The sequence below is a fragment of the Vreelandella sp. 2A-K22 genome, from assembly GCF_054065485.1.
In genome coordinates, this window is record NZ_JBSUGC010000012.1 from 1 (window position 1) to 20,339 (window position 20,339).

Genomic DNA, 20,339 nt, shown 5'->3' on the forward strand with positions numbered 1-20,339 from the left:
TTGCCTCAGCGAGGAAGGCGTATTCTACGCATTTCCTGGTGGTTGTCAAGGGCGTTGTTTTCGATGTAACACTGACCACATCCAAAACCGCTAACTCATTGACAAACCGAAGCTTTTACACTTCATTTACCGCTGGTAACGCTTGGCGTCCCCGGCAGCGGATGCGTACTTTACGGATTCGCTGACGGGTTGGCAAGGGCTGTTTTGAAATAACTGTCAAAAAAGTGGAGAAAAGTACTATCTACTCGTTTTAGCCTTACGCATAACGGCTAATACAGGGCCTGAAGCCACGTAGGTACCAAACAGCAATAACAGCATCACTGAGGGCTCGACCGAGATCAACACAAACGCCAGCACTATGGCTAGCAGCACAACAAAAGGTACCGGCTTTTTAAAATCGAGATCCTTGAAGCTGTAGTAACGGATATTACTCACCATCAACACACCCGCCGCAGCTACTACTACTAACATCAATAGTTTGAAACCAAAGGCATCAGCATCAAAGCTATGGAACGTCCATACACTGGCCGCCACTAGCGCGGCTGCAGAAGGGCTCGGCAAACCGATAAACCACTTTTTATCAACACTACCAATTTGTACGTTAAAGCGCGCAAGGCGAAGCGCCGCGCAGGCAACATAGAGAAAGGCCACTACCCACCCCGTCTTACCGATGTCCTGAAGAATCCAGGTAAAGGCAACTAAAGCGGGCGCCATACCAAAGGAGACCATGTCAGCCAAGCTGTCGTACTCAGCGCCGAATTCACTTTGCGTATTGGTCATACGGGCGACGCGGCCATCCAGGCCATCCAGTACCATGGCAATAAAGATCGCAACGGCAGCCGAGGTAAACTCACCATTAATGCCTGCCACTACTGCAAAAAAACCGGCAAAAAGCGCCGAAGTGGTAAATAGGTTGGGCAGCAAATAGATGCCTCGACGGCGAATCTTTTTACCGTCCTCTACGGCCTCTTCGACCACTTCGGTTTCACGCAAGAAGGCAGCCGCCAAATCTTCATTGTCGCCCACTTCTGACTGATGAGCACTGTCTGGCTGCTCAGCTTTATCAGACGGAGCCGAGTCTGGCTGGCCTGGGTTTGACTGATCAGAGTTTGAGTGCTCTTGGTCGCGAGCGTCCTGTGTCATAGTTTTCATCCATTAAAAGAGAAGTCACGGGAACCGTAGTCGCTTTCATTCTACACGGTGAGTGCCACTCAGCCAGCCAATTGCTGCATTGATGCCCTGCGCGGTCTGCATCAGCGAGCGCTAACAGGTTAATAACTAAAAAGCGCCGCTCCGGGAAAGAAGCGACGCTTATGTTTACATTTAAGTGCTGACTGTAAAGGCTAAGTACTTTCGTGCTTAAAGCGACAACACCTTATCGCCCCGGGCAATACCCGAGACCCCAGTACGGGCGACCTCAAGAATGCCTACCGGCGCCATGGCCTGAAGGAAAGCATCGAGCTTGCCCGCATCGCCGGTGATCTGCACGGTGTACAGGCTGGGCGTTACGTCGACGATCTGCGCGCGGAAGATATCCACCGTGCGCTTCACTTCATCACGCGCCGCACCTAGCGCTTTCACTTTAACCAACATCAGCTCGCGCTCGATATGGTTACCTTCGGTGAGATCCACCAGTTTAACCACATCAATCAGCTTATTGAGGTGCTTGGTGATCTGTTCAATCACCCGGTCGTCGCCTATGGTGGTGACCGTTAAGCGCGACAGCGACGGGTCTTCAGTAGGCGCCACGTTAAGCGTTTCGATGTTGAAGTTACGCTGGGAGAACAACCCGACTACACGTGACAGCGCACCCGGTTCATTTTCTAACAGAATCGAGATGATATGACGCATCAGGTACGCTCCGTTTTAGACAGCAGCATGTCACGCATGGCGCCTAAGGGCACCTGCATCGGATAGACGTGCTCAAAAGGGTCGACCTTCACGTCAAGGAACACCAGCTCGTGCTTATCCGCAAAGGCACGCTCTAGCGCAGGCTCCAGTTCATCAATGGTATTGACGGTAATCGCGGTAAATCCATACGCCTCAATCAGCATATGAAAGTCCGGCAGCGACTCCATATAAGAGTGCGCGTGACGCGATTTATAGTTCAAATCCTGCCACTGACGCACCATACCCAGCGACGCATTGTTAAGATTGACGATTTTAACGCCCACCCCGTACTGCTTACAGGTAGAGAGCTCCTGCATCATCATCTGGAAGCTGCCTTCACCGGTGACGCACACCACATCATCATCCGGGTAATTCTGCTTGATACCCATGGCGGCGGGGAAGCCAAAGCCCATGGTGCCCAAACCACCTGAGGTGATCAGTCGGTTGGGTTTATCAAACTTGTAGTACTGCGCCGCGAACATCTGGTGCTGACCCACATCGGTAGTCACGTAGGCTTCGCCTCGAGTTACCCGACAAAGCGCTTCAATAACCTCCTGTGGCTTAAGCGCTTCCCCCACCTTGGAAGGCTCATAAAGCTTGCCTTCACGGTCGGCACGCCAGCCATCTATCTTCTCCCACCACTCAGTCAGTGCTTCAGGATGGGCAATTTTATGCCCCTGCACCAAACTGATCATCTCGTTGATAACGCTGGATGCCGGGCCCACGATCGGCACATCGGCACGCACCGTTTTAGAGATCGAACTTGGGTCAACATCAACGTGGATGATTTTAGCTGTCGGGCAGAACTTCGAAGTGCTGTTGGTCACCCGGTCATCAAAGCGCGCCCCAATGGCAATAATCAGGTCGGCGTGGTGCATGGCCATGTTTGACTCATAAGAGCCGTGCATGCCCAGCCAGCCCAAGCACTGCCGGTCACTTTGTGGATACGCACCAATGCCCATCAGCGTGGTGGTAATCGGGTAGCCCAGCTGCTTGACCAGATCAGTCAAGCCTTCGCTGGCTTTGCCCGTGACCACGCCGCCACCGGTATAGAACACCGGGCGCTTAGCTTTGAGTATCATCTCAACGGCTTTTTTGATCTGCCCTGTGTGGCCACGCGTGACGGGGTTATACGAGCGCATCTTGACCTTTTTCGGATAGATGTACTCATAACGCTCAGTGGGAGCCGTCATATCTTTTGGGATATCGACCACCACCGGGCCCGGACGCCCTGTAGCGGCTAAATAAAACGCCTTTTTGAGCACTTCCGGGATTTCAGACGGATGACGAATCGAGAAGCTGTGCTTCACGATGGGCCGCGTCACGCCGACGATATCGGTTTCCTGGAAGGCGTCTTCACCGATCAGATGACTTGCCACCTGACCACACAGCACTACCATGGGAATGGAGTCCATGTAAGCAGTGGCGATGCCGGTGACGGCGTTGGTGGCACCGGGGCCTGAGGTAACCAGTACGCAGCCGGGCTTGCCTGATGCACGGGCATAGCCATCGGCGGCGTGGGTAGCCGCTTGTTCGTGACGCACCAGAATGTGCTTCACTTTGTCCTGGCGGAAGAGTGCATCGTAAATATGCAGCGCTGCACCGCCGGGGTAACCATAAATGTATTCGATGCCCTCATCTTGCAAGAAGCGGGCGATCATATCTGCGCCGGAAAGCAGTTCCACTGTATTTCTCCCCTGGAGGTCTCGAGTGCGATCCGCAGGACATCCTGCGGTGTCGAGTGCGGCGGTATGCCGCTGCCGGCCTTTGCCGGCACCTGATGCCAAACCCTGGCAGATGGCCCGGTTAGGGCCTGCACTCTTGTCGGGAGAGGGTGCCTTATGTCGACATAAATCACCCGCTCCCTTACACGGCAGTTCGCCGTGTCGGGGCGTTGGCCAGGTTGGGCGGTTAGCCCAAGCCCGGAAGTCCTTCGGCGGGTAGAGGCTCTCGCCTACCCTTCGCGCGGGAATTAGGGGTTGCCCGTTGGATCCGCGCCCGCAAATCAGGAACTGACAAGATTCCATTAGCAGCCCCACCCTGTCAACCGCCATTACTCGCTGAATGCGCCCATGAGCCCCTTTTCGGCTCAGAGTTGCGGTAATCCAAATACGATTCTCGACGCACGAGACCAATGTCTAAGCCGAGAAATTCGCATATCGTCTGTGCGGCTGTGTAATATTTTAGGTGACACGATTCATCTAAAGTTTATTTCTGATACTCACAGCATTACCTGGAAGTGCAACTCCGAGGAAACATCGCCAGCATTTCCTTGCTTCTCATAGGCTTTCTAAATTCAGCCTATTTGGAGACAGTTAGCACTTATTAGGTGAATCGATTCATCAAACAACGAAGGGTCAGCCAACTGACCTACTACAGCAACAAGTAGCGCGAGGAAAAGCTCATGTCACGCATTGTGCAATGGTCCGTTACCGTGGCACTAGCCGGCTTCCTGTTCGGCTTTGATACGGCAGTAATTTCTGGGGCCGACAAGCCCATTCAAGCACTCTGGGGCCTCAGTGATCTGCAGCATGGTCTGTTGATCATGTCGATGGCTTTATGGGGCACTGTACTTGGCGCCATCTTCGGTAACTGGCCTACCGACCACCTTGGTCGACGCATGACTCTGCTGTTGATTGGTGTTCTGTACTTGGTATCGGCGATAGGATCCGCTGTGGCCACCGACCCCTGGGTCTTCGCCCTCTTCCGCCTCATCGGTGGCATTGGTGTGGGCGTCTCTTCAGTCGCCGCCCCGATTTATATTTCCGAGATTGCCCCACCTCGACATCGGGGTGTGCTGGTGGCCATGTACCAGTTCAATATCGTCTTCGGTATCCTCATGGCGTTCGTTTCCAACTATGTCATCGGCAGTATGATAGAGGGGGATATCGCCTGGCGCTGGATGCTCGGCATCGAGGCCATTCCGGCTCTGATTTATACTCTGATGATTACCCGTGTTCCGCGTAGCCCACGCTGGCTCATCCTCAAGCGCAATGACGTCAAAGAAGCAAGTCGCGTGCTGCGGATGATCGACCCAGACGTGGATGTTGATGCGGAAATTGCCACCATGCGAGCCGCCGAGAACGAGGAGCGCTCCGCTAATGCACGCTTCTTCTCTCGCCGCTATCGGCTGCCGATCCTACTTGCCTTTCTGATCGCCTTCTTCAATCAGTTGTCGGGTATCAACTTCATCATCTACTACGCGCCACGCGTGCTTGAGGCCGCTCAGCTCGGCAGCCAAGCGGCACTGCTGTCCACCGCGGGCATTGGTTTAGTCAATCTGGTCTTCACCATGATCGGGATGTCGCTGATCGACCGGTTCGGACGGCGCACACTCCTGTTCATCGGTTCCGCAGGGTACCTGTTGTCATTAGTTCTGATCTCACGTGCCTTCTTTACCGATTCCCTGGGCGGTATCGAGGTGCCGCTGCTACTGGCCCTGTTTATTGCTGCCCATGCTATCAGTCAGGGGGCGGTGATCTGGGTCTTCATTGCAGAGGTGTTCCCCAACCATGTGCGTGCTCGCGGTCAATCCTTTGGCAGCTCAATCCACTGGGTCTTCGCAGCTTTGATTACCCTGGTCATGCCTTGGGTACTGGGCACTTTTAGTGGTGGCCCGGTGTTCGCCTTCTTCGCCATCATGATGTTGCTGCAATTAGTATTCGTGCTGATCCTGATGCCGGAAACACGCAATGTTTCTCTTGAAGAACTGCAAAAACACTTGGTAGGTAACGACGTCAAACTACGTAGGGTTCATCTATCAGGTGCCAGAGTTAAAGTCTGACCCACCCACAAGAAGCCAATAAAAAAGCCTCGCCAGCAAAGCTAGCGAGGCTTTTTACCTACTCAATTAGCCGAAGTGGCAGCTCAATTATGAGCTAAACACCAACTTACCCTCTTCTGCGTTGATATGGATAGTATCGCCAGGGGCAAATTTGCCACCCAGCAGGTCTTGCGCAAGCGGGTTCTCGATACGGCTCTGAATCGCCCGCTTGAGTGGCCGCGCCCCGTACACAGGGTCGAAGCCCACCACCGCCAGTTGCGCCATGGCCTCTGGGCTGACCTCAAGCTTCAGGTCGTGCTCGGCAAGGCGCACTTTCAAACGCTCCAACTGAATACCGGCAATGGCTTGAATCTGCTCTTGGCCCAGGGCGTGGAACACCACCACTTCATCGATGCGGTTGATGAGCTCAGGCCGGAAGTGGTTACCCACCACCTCCATGACCATGTTTTTCATCGACTCATAGTCGCTGTCTTTATCAGCACTGACGTCACCACCCATGCGCTGGATAATGTCAGAGCCCATGTTCGAGGTCATCACGATCACGGTGTTGCGGAAATCCACCGTGCGGCCCTGGCCGTCAGTTAAGCGGCCATCTTCCAATACCTGCAGCAGGATGTTGAAGACATCCGGGTGGGCTTTCTCCACCTCATCCAGCAGCAGCACCGAATAAGGCTTGCGGCGCACGGCTTCGGTCAGGTAACCACCCTCTTCGTAGCCGACGTAGCCAGGAGGCGCACCGATCAAGCGGGCCACGGAGTGCTTCTCCATAAACTCCGACATATCGATACGTACCATCGCCTCTTCGGTATCGAACAGGAAGTTCGCCAGCGACTTACACAGTTCGGTTTTACCCACCCCGGTGGGGCCGAGGAACAGAAACGAACCGTTGGGGCGGTTAGGGTCAGAAAGCCCGGCCCTGGAGCGGCGTACTGCATTGGCCACCGCCTCAACGGCCTCATCCTGGCCAATCACCCGCTGGTGCAACGCCTCTTCCATACGCAGGAGCTTATCGCGCTCGCCTTCCAGCATTTTGGAGACCGGAATGCCCGTCCAGCGGGAAACCACCTCGGCGATCTCTTCTTCAGTGACGTTAGAACGCAGCAACTGATGGCTTGAGGTGTCCGCTTCACCTTCCCCGCTTTCGGCAATCTTCTTCTCCAGTTCTGGAATCTTACCGTACTGAATTTCCGACATCCGACCTAAGTCGCCCTGACGACGGGCCTGTTCAAGGTCAATGCGTGCCTGCTCAAGCTCAGCTTTAAACTGAGCAGCCCCTTGAATACTGGCTTTCTCAGCTTTCCAGATTTCATCAAGATCCGCGTATTCGCGCTCTAGCTCGTGAATCTGGGTATTGAGTGCCTCCAGGCGTTTTTTGGTGGCCTCGTCGGTCTCTTTCTTAAGCGCCTCACGCTCCATTTTGAGCTGGATCAGACGGCGATCAAGGCGATCCATCGCCTCTGGCTTGGAGTCCAGCTCCATACGAATCCGCGAGGCGGCTTCGTCGATCAGGTCAATGGCCTTATCGGGCAACTGACGATCAGTGATATAGCGGGTCGAGAGCTTGGCTGCGGCAATAATCGCCGAGTCGGTAATATCCACGCCGTGGTGCACTTCGTAGCGCTCTTTCAAGCCGCGCAGGATCGCCACGGTGTCCTCTTCAGAAGGCTCATCAACCAGCACTTTCTGGAAGCGGCGCTCCAAGGCGGCGTCTTTCTCAATGTACTTGCGGTACTCATCAAGGGTGGTCGCACCCACGCAGTGCAGCTCGCCGCGGGCCAAGGCGGGCTTGAGCATATTGCCCGCGTCCATCGCACCTTCGGCTTTGCCTGCGCCGACCATGGTGTGCAGCTCGTCAATAAACAGGATCACCCGGCCTTCTTCCTGGGAAAGCTCCTTAAGTACCGCTTTCAAGCGCTCTTCAAACTCGCCACGGAATTTGGCACCCGCCAATAGCGAGCCCATATCCAGCGAGAGCACGCGCTTCTCTTTTAAGCCTTCCGGCACTTCGCCGTTAACGATGCGCTGGGCCAACCCCTCGACAATGGCGGTTTTACCCACCCCCGGCTCACCGATTAACACCGGGTTGTTCTTGGTACGCCGCTGCAGCACTTGAATGGTACGGCGAATTTCGTCGTCGCGGCCGATCACCGGGTCGAGCTTGCCGTCCAGCGCGCGCTGGGTAAGATCCATGGTGTATTTATTGAGCGCTTCGCGCTGATCTTCGGCGTTGGCATCGTCGACGGTAGCACCGCCACGCAGGCTATTAATGGCGGCTTCAAGAGATTTACGGTTAATCCCCGCGTCTTTAAGCAGCTTGGTAATCGCTGAATTCATTTCCAGCGCTGCCAATAGAACGAGTTCACTGGCGATAAACTGATCACCGCGCTTCTGCGCTTCGCGATCGGTTAAGTTAAAAAGCTTGATGAAGTCCCGCGATGGCTGCACTTCGCCGTCGAACTGCCCCACCTTGGGTAGGTTATCCAACTGCTGCACCAACCCATCGCGCAGACGCGAAGGATTGCCCTCGGCTTTTTCAATCAGGGCTTTAATACCGGTGTCTTTGGTGTCAAGCAGGGCCAGCAGCAAGTGCGCTGGGTCTAGCTGATTATGACCGCGGCCAACGGCCAGCGACTGCGCTTCGGCAATCGCACTTTGAAGCTTGGCGGTAAATTTATCAAAACGCATGGAATTCCTCCTGGGGTAGCCGTGCGTTTGGACGCACCGCGTGACCCGATAACGTGTCATTAGACGTGCTAAATCACTATTAGCTTGACAAGTTAAATGGCGTCAGTTCCATGCTTTTCAAGAGGTGGCAGTGTAAACCGCTGACTTATGGAAGCTTTAATTCACATTAATTGATCCAGATCACGCTTGCCATTCGCCCGGTTTTGCCACCATCACGACGGAAGGAGTAGAAGCGCGACTCGCAGGCAGTACAGAAGTGGCCGCCGCTTATGTGATTGACGCCCAGTGCCTCTAACCGAAAGCGCGCCAGCCGGTATAAGTCGGCCATATAATGCCCCAACCGGTAAGGGCTATGGTCAAAGGCGTCAGCGGTATCCGGGTGAACGGCAACAAAGGCGCCGTAAACCTCAGGGCCAACCTCAAATTGAGCGTTGGAGATAGCAGGCCCTAACCACACCAGAATATCGTCTGGGTCAGTGTTCATCGCGGCAATGGTTGCTTCCAGCACACCGCCCGCCAAACCGCGCCAACCGGCATGAGCAACCGCCACCTGGGTACCCGCTCGATTGCAGAACATCACCGGCAGGCAGTCTGCCGTCAGTACGACGCAGGCGTACTCATTGGAGGTCGCAAGGGCTGCATCCGCGTCGGCAGCCTCGGGCTGATAACACTGCTGCACACGGGCGCCGTGGGTCTGGTTCAGCCACAACAGAGGCCGCTCATCGCCAATTTCCTTTTGCAGCAAACGACGACACAACGCCACATGATCAGCATTATCGCCGACATGGGAGGCGGGGTTAAAGGCAGCGAAATCACCCTGGCTAGGCCCCGATTCACGGGTCGTCACAAAGGCACGCACATTGGTCGGCGCTGGCCAGTCGGGCACTAAAAGCGTTGGCCGTAAATTAATGGCATCGCTCATCGCATAGTCTCATTATCTTCGCGCAGGTAATCCAACAACATTAACAAATCATCAGGGAGGTCTGCCTGAAACGTTAATGTTTCGCCGCTTACCGGATGTTTGAAAATCAACTTACGCGCGTGAAGGGCCTGACGAGGGAACTCACGCAGGATCTCTTTCAGCGGCTCAGCAGCCCCCGGTGGTAATTTGGCACGACCACCATACATGGGGTCACCAATTAACGGATAGCGAGCATGGGCCATGTGCACGCGAATTTGGTGGGTACGTCCCGTTTCCAACTTACAGCGCACATGAGTGTGAGCACGGAAGCGCTCAACCACGCGAAAATGGGTAATGGCAGGTTTACCCGAAGCCGTCACGGCCTGGCGTTTACGGTCTTTAGGGTGACGACCAATAGGTGCGTCAATGGTACTACCCGACACCGGCTTACCAATCACCACAGCATCGTACTGACGCGACACACTGCGCGCCTGCAACTGTTCAACCAGAGCCGTTTGGGCGGGCAGCGTTTTCGCTACCATCATCAAACCGGTCGTATCTTTATCCAAACGGTGAACAATGCCAGCCCGGGGCACTTCGGCAAGCGACGGCTGGTGATGCAGTAGTGCATTCAATAGTGTGCCATCCGGGTTGCCTGCGGCAGGATGCACCACCATACCGGCAGCTTTGTTGATGACCATCACCGTGTCGTCTTCGTAAACGATATCCAGCGCAATGTCCTGGGCTTCAAAGCGCGTATCGTCTTCGATGGTGGCCTGAAGCGCCAACACTTCATGGCCATGCAGCTTGGCTTTCGGCTTGGCTTGCGCGCCGTCCACCGTCAACTCACCAGCGTTAATCCACGCTTTTAAGCGTTCGCGGGAGTAATCGCTGAACAACTCAGCCGCCGCTTGGTCTAATCGCGCACCGGCCAACGTAGCGGGCACGCGCTGCGTGTCTTCAACTGTTCGAGACATGAAAAACCTCTTTTAGACGCAAAAACCCCCAGCCCCGACATGGAAAAATAAGCTGTGACGACACCCGACGAAACGTCGCTAAGCCTGCGTTTTGAGCCGAGGTGTTTTATAGTGGGCGGACTGCGACCTATTCTACCATTTCTACTTATGGCCATCGTCGCTTTTTGGTGATCGAGGCTTGTTTGCAACGAGGATGATGATGCGCGTTATTTCAGCTGCCAACCGCTTTGGTGCTCTAGCCCTAAGCCTTGCCCTTCTAGCGGGCTGTGCGAGTAACGATACAAGTGAAGAAGAGGACGATGAATTTGCTGGGGTTCAGGAGCGTGAGCTCTATGAGCTGGCCCGCACAGCCCTCGACAGCAACCGCTACCCGATTGCGATAGAGCGTTTAGAAGCACTCGATACCCGCTACCCGTTTGGTGTCCATGCTGAGCAAGCACAGCTCGAGCTGATCTATGCCTACTATGAAAACAGCGATTGGGAAGAAGCCCGGGCAGCGGCTAGCCGCTTTATTCGCCTTCATCCTGACCATCCCCAGGTGGATTACGCGTACTACCTGCGTGGTCTTTCCGCCTGGCAAGCAGGCCGCTTCAGCCTGGAGCGCCTACGCCTGATTGATATTTCCAAGCGTGATTTGGGCGCTTCCCGTGATGCCTACAATGACTTCCGCGAGCTGATTCAGCGTTATCCGCAGAGTGAATACGCTGCTGATGCCCAGCAACGTATCGTCTACTTACGTGAGTTGATGGCCCGCCATGAACTGCACGTTGCCGATTACTACCTGCGCCGCGGCGCTTATCTAGCAGCGGTTGAACGCGGCCGCTGGGTAATCGAAAACTACCCAGAGTCGAACGCTACCCGGGATGCCCTAGCCACCATGGTGGAAGGCTATCAAGGCCTAGACATGGATGACCGCGCCAATGAAGTCCTCGCAGTACTGCGCGAGAACGCGCCTGATCATGAGCAATTGCAGGGCAGCCGCTTTGTTCCCAAGCATTTAGGTCAAAATGATTAAACCATTGCGAGCTTTCAATCGCTAAAAGCTGTACAGCACTTACCTACCAAACCACGCCTCGGCGTGGTTTTTTTATTCAAAAAGAACAGTAAGCGAATAACTTTAAAGGGGAAAATACAAACAGAATGGTAATATTATACAGATAACACTATTTTCTATACAAACATTGTACAACAGGGTATAATTAGCTCGTCTTACATGATAAAGCGTCTTAACGGCGCCTAAGGGAGCAATCAATGCCACTTCTTAACGCCGGTTCCAGCAACACCAAAATAAGCACGCGTTTAACGATCGGTTTTTCTGCCTTACTCGGGCTGTTGGTTTTGCTAACAGCCGTAGGTATTTACCAAGTCAATCAAATTGATCGCGACTTAACGACCATTAATGATGTTAACGGTACCAAGCTTGGGTTTGCAGTAGATATGCGCGGCAGCGTGCATGATAGAGCCATTGCCCTGCGCGATGTGGTACTCACCCAAGACGATACTCGGTTAGATGCTTTACGCAGTGAAATGGAGCGCCTAAGCAGTGACTACGTGACGGCATCCGAAGGCGAACATCAAGTGTCTAGCGAGTACCCCAGCGGTCAAGAAGAGCGAAACATTCTAGACAGCATTGACGCCCAAGCCGCCACAACCCTGTCACTCACCCAGCAAGTCATGGAGTTTCGCCAAAAGGATCAATTTGCCGATGCACAGACACTGTTACTCGAAGAAGCGGGGCCTGCTTACGCCGAGTGGCTTAATCGGATTAATCAGTTTATCGAGCTTCAGCAAGCACTGAACGACACCACCACGGCAACAGCCCGCGATACCGCCTCCGGCTTCCAGATGCAGATGCTGGGGCTAACACTGTTCGCTTTACTGGTTGGCGGCTTGATTGCAGTGTTTTTATCCCGCCAGCTACTGCGTGAACTGGGCGCCGAGCCCCACGAAGTCAAAGCGTTTGCGGAAGCGATTGGCCGCGGCGAGCTAACCAGTCATGGGCAGCTTAAGAAGGGCGACACCCGCAGCATCATGGCGTCACAGGTCGCGATGGCGCATCAGCTACAAACCATTGTGACCCAGGTGCGCGCTTCAGCGGAGGCGGTGGCCAGCAACAGCGAGCAAATTGCTGAAGGCAATAACGACCTCTCTTCACGCACCGAGCAGCAGGCAAGTGCACTAGCGGAAACGGCCTCGGCAATGGAGCAACTCAACAGCACGGTAAAACTGAATGCTGATAATTCCGAGCAGGCCAGCCAACAGGCTACCAGCGCGTCCAGTACAGCCAAGCAAGGTGGTGAAGCGGTTAGTCAGGTCGTTGCTACCATGAATGATCTCAACAAAAGCTCACAGGAAATTGCCGGTATCATCTCCACTATCGATGCAATTGCTTTCCAAACCAACATTCTGGCGCTTAACGCCTCGGTCGAAGCCGCCCGTGCAGGCGAGCACGGCCGGGGGTTCGCAGTAGTCGCGGAAGAGGTACGCAGGCTCGCCCAGCGCAGTGCCGATGCGGCACGCGAAATTAACGCTCTGATTTCCAGCAACCTTGAGCGGGTAAACCACGGCAATGAGCGCGCTGAAGAAGCCAGTAAATCGACTGAAGAGATTGTCGCGGCTATCGAGCGGGTAACCAGTATCATGAAGGAGATTAGTTACGCCAGTGCTGAGCAGAGTACCGGTGTACAAGAAGTGGGCCGGGCGGTGACCGAGATGGATCAAGTCACTCAGCAGAACGCCGCACTCGTACAAGAGAGCGCCACCTCCGCCAATAACCTACGTCAGAATGCCCACTCTCTACTGCATGCCATGGAAGTCTTCAAGCTGCCGAAGACCCTTCAAAATGCACAGCCGCAGCACACTGCATTGGCACCTGCACCTGCACGCATTCCAGGCACTAACAAACCTACACTCGCGGCTGCGAAACCTCAGCCAAGCGAACCTAAGTGGGAAAACTTCTAAACTAATAACGATTTTGGCCGTTTATAGTGTAGAGAGAAATGGCTCCTAAGGGTTAGGAGCCGTTCTTTATTGCCTTGCCCGAGGTTGTAATGAAATCCACCCAAAGCCTTTTAATGGTTTTTTTGTTACCTATTTTAATGGTGGTACTACCTGCCCTGCTGATGCTGACAATCGCCATGAAGGTGCTGGAAGAACAGTCGCAGCAAAGCAACCTTTTACAGACCAATGATTTAGACACTTTGGTTCAAATGGCGACCTTTGATCGCCAGCTTAGCGACTTACACCAACGTATCACTGCTTTATTGATCGACACTGAAGTAACAAAGCTAAGTACTTCGCAACGCTATACGGCCTACAGTCAGATTGCGCAAGAGCTTAACCAGATCGGCCAAAGCGTGGACACCCTGGCGACCTCCCCCCTGCTTATCGACTTAAGCCAGGACAGTACCGCCGCCCTTCAAAGTGCGTTCCGGCAATATCAGCGTTTTGTCAGTATGGCCAATGAGTCAGCAGCACGAGAACTGGGCGACCCCGCCCTCTTCCTCAAAGAAGCGCAAAACCACTTCAACACCTTTACGCTATTCTCCCAGCAAATATTCGAAGCCTTAACCCTGCGTGCCAAGGAGCGTCATGACCTTTCATTTGATGCACTTACACGCTCTCATAGCACCACCATCTGGCTGGGCATTGCCATGATGGGTGTGCTTATCAGCGCAGCATTTTTTGCTTCCTGGCGCATCAATAAACGGTTGATGGTAGTGGGAGACGCTATTTTATCGCTTTCTAAGCGCCGACAGCCGTTGCCGGACTTCCACGCTATTGAGCAGATGAGACAGCAGCATAGCGGCCCCTTGAAGCGGATTGCCACCGCATTGATCGCGCTCAAGGATTCCGAGCAGCAGCGCCGTGAAGCCGAGCAAAAGATTCACCGGCTCGCCTATTACGATACGCTAACTAAACTACCTAACTGGCGCTTGATGAAAGAGCATCTACAGCATTCGTTGGATACCAACCAACAGGCCAGCACATTTGGCGCGCTAGTGTATCTGGGGATGGATAACTTCAAGCGCATCAACGATAGCAGCGGCCATCGCGTGGGCGATAACCTCCTCAAGCTTATTGCCCAGCGCCTTACCGACCTACAAGTCGAAGGCGCCACCATTGGCCGCCTTGGCGGCGATGAGTTCATGGTCATATTAGACGGCCTGGCTGGAGAACACCTAAAAGCGGCCGAAAAAGCCGAGGCATTGGCCGAACAGATACAGCACAAACTCAATCAGCCTTTCCAGCTAGAAGGGCAAGAACATTTTCTTAGTTTGAGCATGGGTATTGCATTGTTTAACGGGCCACAGCACACGGTCGACAACTTGTTTCAATATACCAACGCTGCCGTTCACTTAGCCCAAAAATCAGGCCCCAATAACATTCGTTTTTACGACCCAAAGGTACAAGCCGATTTAGAAGCCCGCATTGAGTTAGAGCATGATATGCGGCTGGCTATTGAGCGAGATGAATTTATACTCGTCTATCAAATGCAGGTAGACAGCCTTGGGCGGGCGATTGGCGCAGAAGCATTGATCCGCTGGCAACACCCGCGTCATGGGTTTGTCTCGCCGGGTACTTTTATCCCCCTAGCTGAGGAAACGGGTCTAATCATGCCGATTGGCAACTGGGTACTCGAAACAGCCTGTGAACAGTTAGTCATCTGGGCAAATGACGAAAACACGCAGCATCTAACATTAGCAGTCAACGTCAGCGCCAAACAGTTTCAACAGCCCGACTTCGTGGACACCGTTTGCGGCGTGCTAACCAAATGCGATGCTCCGGCACACCGGCTAAAGCTGGAGCTGACAGAAAGTACTATGATTGGCGAAATAGATGACATCATTGCCCGCATGCACCAGCTCAAAGCGCTGGGAGTTAGCTTTTCCTTGGACGATTTCGGCACTGGCTACTCGTCGCTGCAGTACCTCAAACGGCTCCCTTTAGATCAAATCAAAATCGATCAATCGTTTGTGCGCAACCTGCATAAAGACACGGACGATAAGGCCATCGTACAAACCATTATTGCCATGGGGCGTTCGCTCGGGTTGCAGGTTATCGCCGAAGGTGTCGAAAACCAAGAACACTGGCGCCACCTAAACGAACACCAGTGTCATGCCTTCCAAGGATATTATTTTTGCAAGCCGGTATCCGCTGCAGAGATGATACAGCGCAGTTTGGCTGCACCACCAATGCTCGCCTAATACGGAGGTAGTCCCCGTCATAAAGGCTTACTCACCGGGCTGCCAACCATTGACGATCGGATAGCGGCGGTCGCGACCAAAGCCCCGAGGCGTCACCCGGACACCAATGGGCGCCTGGCGGCGCTTATACTCGCAGCGGTCAACCAGCTTCACCACTTTATAGACGTCTTCAGCGTCAAAGCCACCAGCGATGATCGCTTCAGCGCTCATGTCGCCTTCGATATAGCTTAATAGGATAGCGTCGAGCACGTCGTAATCGGGTAAAGAGTCGCTATCCTGCTGATCCGGCGCCAGCTCCGCACTGGGTGGGCGCTCAATGACCCGCTCGGGGATCGCAGGTGATTGCGTATTGCGCCAGCGAGCCAAGCGATACACCCAGGTTTTATACACGTCTTTGATGGCATTAAAACCGCCCACCATATCGCCATACAGCGTGGCGTAGCCCACCGCCATTTCGCTCTTGTTACCAGTCGTCAGTACCATCAAGCCTTTTTTATTGGAGATCGCCATCAGCAGTACGCCGCGACAGCGGGACTGTAGGTTCTCTTCGGTGGTATCTCGCTCAGTTCCCGCGAAGCTCTCTGCCAGCGTGCCCATAAAGGCTTCTACCATGGGCTCGATCGGCATGATCTCATAGTGGACGCCGAGCATTTTGGCCTGTTCTGCAGCATCCTGCTTGGAGATATCCGCGGTGTAGTGGTACGGCATCATCACCGCCTGCACCCGTTGAGGGCCCAGTGCGTCAACCGCAATCGCCAGCGAAAGCGCTGAGTCGATACCGCCGGAAAGCCCCAACACAACGCCCTCAAAACCACTCTTGTTGACGTAATCGCGCAGCCCGGTAACTAACGCACAGTAAAGGCTCTCTTCCGGTTCTACCTCGGGGTCAATCTCTCCGGCTTGGGGTTCCCAGACCGTCGCGCTGGTTTGCAAAAACTGAACCGGCATCAGGCCCGCCTGCCAATACGGTGCCAGCACCTGCAGCTCACCGCTGGCGTTAACGCAGCAAGAGCCGCCATCAAAGACCAGTTCATCTTGGCCACCGATGGTGTTCACATACACAATTGGAAGCTGCGTATCCTGAGCGTGTTTCTCCAACAGGCGCAGCCGTTCCGCGGGCTTGTCCTGGTGATAAGGAGAGGCGTGCAAGGAAACCAGCACCTCAGCGCCCGCTTGCGCGGCGGCCTTAACCGGCACGCCATCCCATAGGTCTTCGCAGATCACGATGCCCAGTTTGGCGCCTTTATGCTCATACACCAGCGTTTCAGTGCCGGGCGTGAAATAGCGCTGCTCATCGAACACTTGGTAGTTAGGCAGCGCCTGCTTGGCGTACTCAGCTTCCCACTGGCCGTTGTAAAGTAGGCCCGCCAAGTTGTAACAGCGACCTTCCCGCACGCCGGGATAGCCAATGATCACCAACACATCACTGGCGACCTTCGATGCCATTAGCGCGCGAGCTTCACGCAGGCGGGTTTCCATTGAGGGGCGCAGCAGCAGGTCTTCCGGTGGGTAGCCTGACAAAAAAAGCTCTGGAAAGACAACAATATCCGCCCCATGCTCAATCCGCGCTTCGCGCACTGCTTCAATCGCGCGTGCGGCATTGCCGGGAATATCCCCGACCAGAGGATCGAGTTGGGCCATTACCAGCGTTAAGTCTTGCATGGGCGTCAAAATCTCTTGAGAATCTTTAAAATAGGGTTACACCAACATAGTCGTATTGTCCCGCAAGGGCCGCCAACTGGCAAAGGCTGCGGGTCTATCCTAACGCCTTGTGCCTAGATTCCCACTTTGGGAGACACAAAAGGATGAACCTCTTGATCATTCGGCTGATTATCTTCGCCGTTATATTCTATGCCGGTTTAAAGCTATACGGCATATACCGGCAACGTAAGCTTGAGCATGAAGCGCAGCATAAAAAAGTCAACCGCCACGAGGGTGGCAAAATGGTGCGCTGCCGCTGGTGTGAGGTCCACGTTCCTGAAGACGAAGCACTGCGTGACCAGGAACAGTGGTTCTGCTCCAGCGCCCATCGCGACCGCTTCCTGCAGGAGCAGCAGGATAAAGACGGCACACCTTAAGCCTGTATTAGCCGCTCTGGCGTAAGTTGGTAAGGCGCGGGGTCAATTAGTGGCTCGCGCCCCAGCAGTTGATCCACCAGTAAATGGGTCGAGGCAGGCGCCAGCACCAAGCCGTTGCGATAGTGCCCGGCATTGACGAAGACGTTACTCCATTCAGGCAGCGCGCCGATAAAGGGAATGCCCGCTGGGGATCCAGGCCGCAGGCCGGCCCACTGGTGCGCTACCGGGCACGTTGCCAAAGCGGGCAGAATAGCTTCAGCACTCTGTTTTAGCGACGCCAATGCCGCCTCATCGGTGCGCTTGTCAAAACCCACCTCTTCCAGCGTAGAACCGACCAATAGCAAGCCATCTGCACGCGGAATAATATAGCGTCCATCTTTTAACACCACGCGCTGCACCAACCCTTTGGGTGCTTGGTAAGCGATCATCTGACCTTTAACGGGTCTTACCGGCAACTGCACATTCAACTGCGACAAGAGCTGCGCAGCCCAAGCGCCGCCGCAAACAATAATGCGTTCAGCCGTTATCAGCCCCTGAGACGTCACCACGCCTTCAACGATGCCCTCTACTTTGCCACCCTGTTGAATAAAACCACTGACCTCGCACTGCTCTTTCAGCGTTACCTGGGGCATCGCCGCTAACCGCGCCTTCAAAGCCTTGGCTAACCGTGGATTGCGCACGCTACCTAGTGTCGGCATCCACAGTGCGCTGTCGTTAGCCATTGCCACACCAGGCTCTTTTGCGTGAACAAAGTCTGCCCCTACCCGCTCTAGTGGTTTACCCAGCTGGCGCGCCCATTGCAGCGCTTTATCGTCATCGTCCACATTTAGGTAGAGCAGCCCTTTTTGGCGATATTCGGGGTCAATACCGGTTTCTTCCAATAAGCGCAGAGCCAAAGAGGGGTAAACCCCCTCAGACCAGCGGGAAAGTTGCGATACCGCAGTATCGTATCGCCAGGGATAGAGCGGCGAAACGATACCACCGCCCGCCCAGGATGCCTCTTTACCGCACTCACCACGATCAACCAGTGTGACCTGGTGACCGGCATCGGCTAACTGCAGCGCTGTCATCATACCGATCACGCCGCCGCCAATAATTAAGAAATCGCTCACAAAATTGTCCGTTTTGGCTTACATAAAAAAAGCGTAGCGCCGCCTAGGATGACCTATTAACGACGATATGTTCGCTACTGGTAAAGGAGAGTGAGCATAGCGCGGGCGATAACAAGGTCAAGTGAGGAGAGGCGATGAGCAGTTTTTACGTCAAGACGCACACCACACCTGAAAGCGGGTTTACACTGCTCGAGCTATTGATCACCCTGCTGTTGGTTGGAATCATCGCCGCCTGGGGGCTACCCAATTTTCAAGCATTGGGGGAGCGTACCGCACAGACTAGCGAGGTCAATCGATTCCAGAGTGCGTTTTCGTTCGCGCGTAATACAGCGATTAGCCAACGCCGCCAGCTGACTCTTTGCCCAGCCTCGCAGAACCGTGAGGCTTGCGCTAATGACTGGGGTGGAGAGCTTATGATTGTGCGGGGCAATAAAACCGATAGCATCACTGAAGAAGACATTTTGCGCATTGTGCCCGCGCAACAAGGCACACAAGTGACCTACAACCGGGGCTGGTCGCGCATCCGTTACAGCCCGCTGGGCTATACCAGCGGTTATAACGGCAGTTTTGCTATTTGCTCAACCAGCGGCGCCGTGGGCTCTAAGGGTAAAAAGCTGGTACTTAGCCAATTAGGGCGGCTAAGGATTGATGAAGCGCCTATCGACTGTTAATCATTAGGAGCTTCAACTCATTCACGGCGTTGTGACAATGGTTTTAAGCAATACCGTCTAAATAGCGCTCGGCATCCAGCGCTGCCATGCAGCCGCTGCCAGCTGAAGTGATTGCTTGACGATAAATGTGATCCATCACGTCGCCGCAGGCAAATACGCCCGGTACGCTAGTCGCGGTTGCATTCCCTTCAAGGCCTGAATGCACTTTGATATAGCCGCCGTTCATGTCCAACTGACCCGCAAAGATCCCCGTGTTGGGACTATGGCCAATGGCAATAAACAGCCCAGGCGCATGGATCTCTTTGCTTGAACCATCTTTAGTGGATTTCACCCGAACGCCTGTAACACCGGAGTTATCGCCGAGCACTTCTTCGACTTCCTGGAACCACTCAAGAACGATTTTGCCCGCCTCAGCTTTCTCGAAAAGCTTATCTTGGAGGATTTTTTCCGCCCGCAACGTGTCACGGCGGTGTACCAGGGTCACTTTGGAAGCAATGTTAGAGAGATAGAGCGCCTCTTCCACGGCGGTATTGCCGCCGCCCACCACAATGACTTCCTGATTGCGGTAGAAAAAACCGTCGCAGGTAGCGCAGGCCGACACCCCTTGACCCATAAACTGCTGCTCAGTGGGCAGACCCAGGTAACGGGCACTGGCGCCGGTGGCCACGATCAACGCATCGCAAGTATAAATACCGCTATCGCCTTTTAAGGTAAACGGTTTTTCGCTTAAGCTAACCTCATTGATGTGATCAAACAGCACCTCTGTATTGAAACGTTCGGCGTGCTGCTTCATGCGCTCCATCAACTCCGGCCCCTGTACGCCTTGAGCGTCGCCGGGCCAGTTATCCACATCGGTTGTGGTGGTCAGTTGGCCACCCGCCTGAATACCGGTAATTAGCAGCGGCTTCAGGTTGGCCCGAGCAGCATAGACGGCAGCCGTATAGCCTGCGGGACCGGATCCAAGAATAATCAAACGCTCATGACGAGTTTCCATGACACCACCTTGTAAATATCTGACTGATAGCTTTGTCGCT

General features: G+C 54.3%; 15 protein-coding genes. 6 read left to right on the forward strand and 9 right to left on the reverse strand.

Annotation, left to right across the window (positions count from 1 at the left end):
* Positions 1 to 237: 237 nt before the first annotated feature.
* From pssA to ACW17M_RS16255, 3 genes are all read right to left on the reverse strand, one after another.
* Positions 238 to 1,143 carry a CDP-diacylglycerol--serine O-phosphatidyltransferase gene (gene pssA / locus ACW17M_RS16245; RefSeq protein ID WP_035538112.1) on the reverse strand — a complete coding sequence of 302 codons (906 nt, stop codon included), beginning with the start codon at positions 1,141 to 1,143 and terminating at the stop codon, positions 238 to 240.
* A 216-nt stretch (positions 1,144 to 1,359) separates the two neighbouring features.
* The gene (gene ilvN, locus ACW17M_RS16250) at positions 1,360 to 1,851 is read right to left on the reverse strand and encodes an acetolactate synthase small subunit (protein WP_009287561.1); all 492 of its coding nucleotides are present in this window, start codon (positions 1,849 to 1,851) and stop codon (positions 1,360 to 1,362) included.
* Positions 1,851 to 3,575 (reverse strand): acetolactate synthase 3 large subunit, encoded by a 1,725-nt coding sequence (locus tag ACW17M_RS16255; RefSeq protein ID WP_457547839.1) that lies wholly within the window; start codon positions 3,573 to 3,575, stop codon positions 1,851 to 1,853. Before ACW17M_RS16255 ends, ilvN begins: the two co-directional genes overlap by 1 nt.
* 719 nt (positions 3,576 to 4,294) lie before the next feature.
* Here ACW17M_RS16255 and ACW17M_RS16260 point away from each other — a divergent pair.
* Complete coding sequence (locus tag ACW17M_RS16260; RefSeq protein ID WP_190374654.1) at positions 4,295 to 5,674, forward strand: sugar porter family MFS transporter; 1,380 nt, start codon at positions 4,295 to 4,297, stop codon at positions 5,672 to 5,674.
* Between the two features lie 87 nt (positions 5,675 to 5,761).
* Here ACW17M_RS16260 and clpB read toward each other — a convergent pair whose 3' ends face one another.
* The 3 genes from clpB to rluD form a co-directional block, all read right to left on the reverse strand.
* Entirely contained in the window at positions 5,762 to 8,359 is a 2,598-nt protein-coding gene (gene clpB / locus ACW17M_RS16265; RefSeq protein ID WP_039859576.1) for an ATP-dependent chaperone ClpB, read from the reverse strand.
* Between the two features lie 166 nt (positions 8,360 to 8,525).
* Entirely contained in the window at positions 8,526 to 9,281 is a 756-nt protein-coding gene (gene pgeF, locus ACW17M_RS16270; protein WP_041159232.1) for a peptidoglycan editing factor PgeF, read from the reverse strand.
* Complete coding sequence (gene rluD / locus ACW17M_RS16275; RefSeq protein ID WP_009287556.1) at positions 9,278 to 10,237, reverse strand: 23S rRNA pseudouridine(1911/1915/1917) synthase RluD; 960 nt, start codon at positions 10,235 to 10,237, stop codon at positions 9,278 to 9,280. The genes pgeF and rluD overlap by 4 nt, the downstream gene beginning before the upstream one ends.
* 199 nt (positions 10,238 to 10,436) lie before the next feature.
* On the opposite strand from rluD, the gene ACW17M_RS16280 reads away from it, so the two are divergent.
* The 3 genes from ACW17M_RS16280 to ACW17M_RS16290 all read left to right on the forward strand — a co-directional run bounded on the left by ACW17M_RS16280 (position 10,437) and on the right by ACW17M_RS16290 (position 15,444).
* Positions 10,437 to 11,252 (forward strand): outer membrane protein assembly factor BamD, encoded by an 816-nt coding sequence (locus ACW17M_RS16280; protein ID WP_022522020.1) that lies wholly within the window; start codon positions 10,437 to 10,439, stop codon positions 11,250 to 11,252.
* 236 nt (positions 11,253 to 11,488) lie between these two features.
* Complete coding sequence (locus tag ACW17M_RS16285; RefSeq protein ID WP_457547773.1) at positions 11,489 to 13,198, forward strand: methyl-accepting chemotaxis protein; 1,710 nt, start codon at positions 11,489 to 11,491, stop codon at positions 13,196 to 13,198.
* A gap of 89 nt (positions 13,199 to 13,287) precedes the next feature.
* Positions 13,288 to 15,444 (forward strand): putative bifunctional diguanylate cyclase/phosphodiesterase, encoded by a 2,157-nt coding sequence (locus ACW17M_RS16290; RefSeq protein WP_457547774.1) that lies wholly within the window; start codon positions 13,288 to 13,290, stop codon positions 15,442 to 15,444.
* A gap of 27 nt (positions 15,445 to 15,471) precedes the next feature.
* Here ACW17M_RS16290 and ACW17M_RS16295 read toward each other — a convergent pair whose 3' ends face one another.
* Entirely contained in the window at positions 15,472 to 17,106 is a 1,635-nt protein-coding gene (locus tag ACW17M_RS16295; RefSeq protein WP_180095969.1) for an NAD+ synthase, read from the reverse strand.
* A 143-nt stretch (positions 17,107 to 17,249) separates the two neighbouring features.
* On the opposite strand from ACW17M_RS16295, the gene ACW17M_RS16300 reads away from it, so the two are divergent.
* Positions 17,250 to 17,522 carry a PP0621 family protein gene (locus ACW17M_RS16300; RefSeq protein ID WP_039859573.1) on the forward strand — a complete coding sequence of 91 codons (273 nt, stop codon included), beginning with the start codon at positions 17,250 to 17,252 and terminating at the stop codon, positions 17,520 to 17,522.
* Here ACW17M_RS16300 and thiO read toward each other — a convergent pair.
* The gene (thiO, locus tag ACW17M_RS16305; protein ID WP_457547775.1) at positions 17,519 to 18,634 is read right to left on the reverse strand and encodes a glycine oxidase ThiO; all 1,116 of its coding nucleotides are present in this window, start codon (positions 18,632 to 18,634) and stop codon (positions 17,519 to 17,521) included. The genes ACW17M_RS16300 and thiO overlap by 4 nt on opposite strands.
* A 134-nt stretch (positions 18,635 to 18,768) precedes the next feature.
* On the opposite strand from thiO, the gene ACW17M_RS16310 reads away from it, so the two are divergent.
* A complete protein-coding gene (locus tag ACW17M_RS16310; RefSeq protein WP_443604394.1) occupies positions 18,769 to 19,305 on the forward strand; it encodes a GspH/FimT family pseudopilin in 537 nt (178 codons plus the stop codon).
* Between the two features lie 43 nt (positions 19,306 to 19,348).
* Here the strand turns inward: ACW17M_RS16310 and trxB are convergent, their stop codons facing one another.
* Positions 19,349 to 20,299: a thioredoxin-disulfide reductase gene (trxB, locus tag ACW17M_RS16315; protein WP_009287549.1), complete on the reverse strand. Its 951-nt coding sequence runs from the start codon at positions 20,297 to 20,299 to the stop codon at positions 19,349 to 19,351.
* Positions 20,300 to 20,339: the final 40 nt, after the last annotated feature.

What these genes read in the sequence shown, in the direction of transcription:
- ilvN (WP_009287561.1), bottom strand. Translation starts at nt 1,851, where the DNA reads ATGCGTCATATCATCTCGATTCTGTTAGAAAATGAACCGGGTGCGCTG.
- pssA (WP_035538112.1), bottom strand. Translation starts at nt 1,143, where the DNA reads ATGACACAGGACGCTCGCGACCAAGAGCACTCAAACTCTGATCAGTCA.
- trxB (WP_009287549.1), bottom strand. Translation starts at nt 20,299, where the DNA reads ATGGAAACTCGTCATGAGCGTTTGATTATTCTTGGATCCGGTCCCGCA.
- clpB (WP_039859576.1), bottom strand. Translation starts at nt 8,359, where the DNA reads ATGCGTTTTGATAAATTTACCGCCAAGCTTCAAAGTGCGATTGCCGAA.
- ACW17M_RS16290 (WP_457547774.1), top strand. Translation starts at nt 13,288, where the DNA reads ATGAAATCCACCCAAAGCCTTTTAATGGTTTTTTTGTTACCTATTTTA.
- rluD (WP_009287556.1), bottom strand. Translation starts at nt 10,237, where the DNA reads ATGTCTCGAACAGTTGAAGACACGCAGCGCGTGCCCGCTACGTTGGCC.
- ACW17M_RS16295 (WP_180095969.1), bottom strand. Translation starts at nt 17,106, where the DNA reads ATGCAAGACTTAACGCTGGTAATGGCCCAACTCGATCCTCTGGTCGGG.
- pgeF (WP_041159232.1), bottom strand. Translation starts at nt 9,281, where the DNA reads ATGAGCGATGCCATTAATTTACGGCCAACGCTTTTAGTGCCCGACTGG.
- ACW17M_RS16310 (WP_443604394.1), top strand. Translation starts at nt 18,769, where the DNA reads ATGAGCAGTTTTTACGTCAAGACGCACACCACACCTGAAAGCGGGTTT.
- ACW17M_RS16260 (WP_190374654.1), top strand. Translation starts at nt 4,295, where the DNA reads ATGTCACGCATTGTGCAATGGTCCGTTACCGTGGCACTAGCCGGCTTC.
- ACW17M_RS16300 (WP_039859573.1), top strand. Translation starts at nt 17,250, where the DNA reads ATGAACCTCTTGATCATTCGGCTGATTATCTTCGCCGTTATATTCTAT.
- ACW17M_RS16285 (WP_457547773.1), top strand. Translation starts at nt 11,489, where the DNA reads ATGCCACTTCTTAACGCCGGTTCCAGCAACACCAAAATAAGCACGCGT.
- ACW17M_RS16280 (WP_022522020.1), top strand. Translation starts at nt 10,437, where the DNA reads ATGCGCGTTATTTCAGCTGCCAACCGCTTTGGTGCTCTAGCCCTAAGC.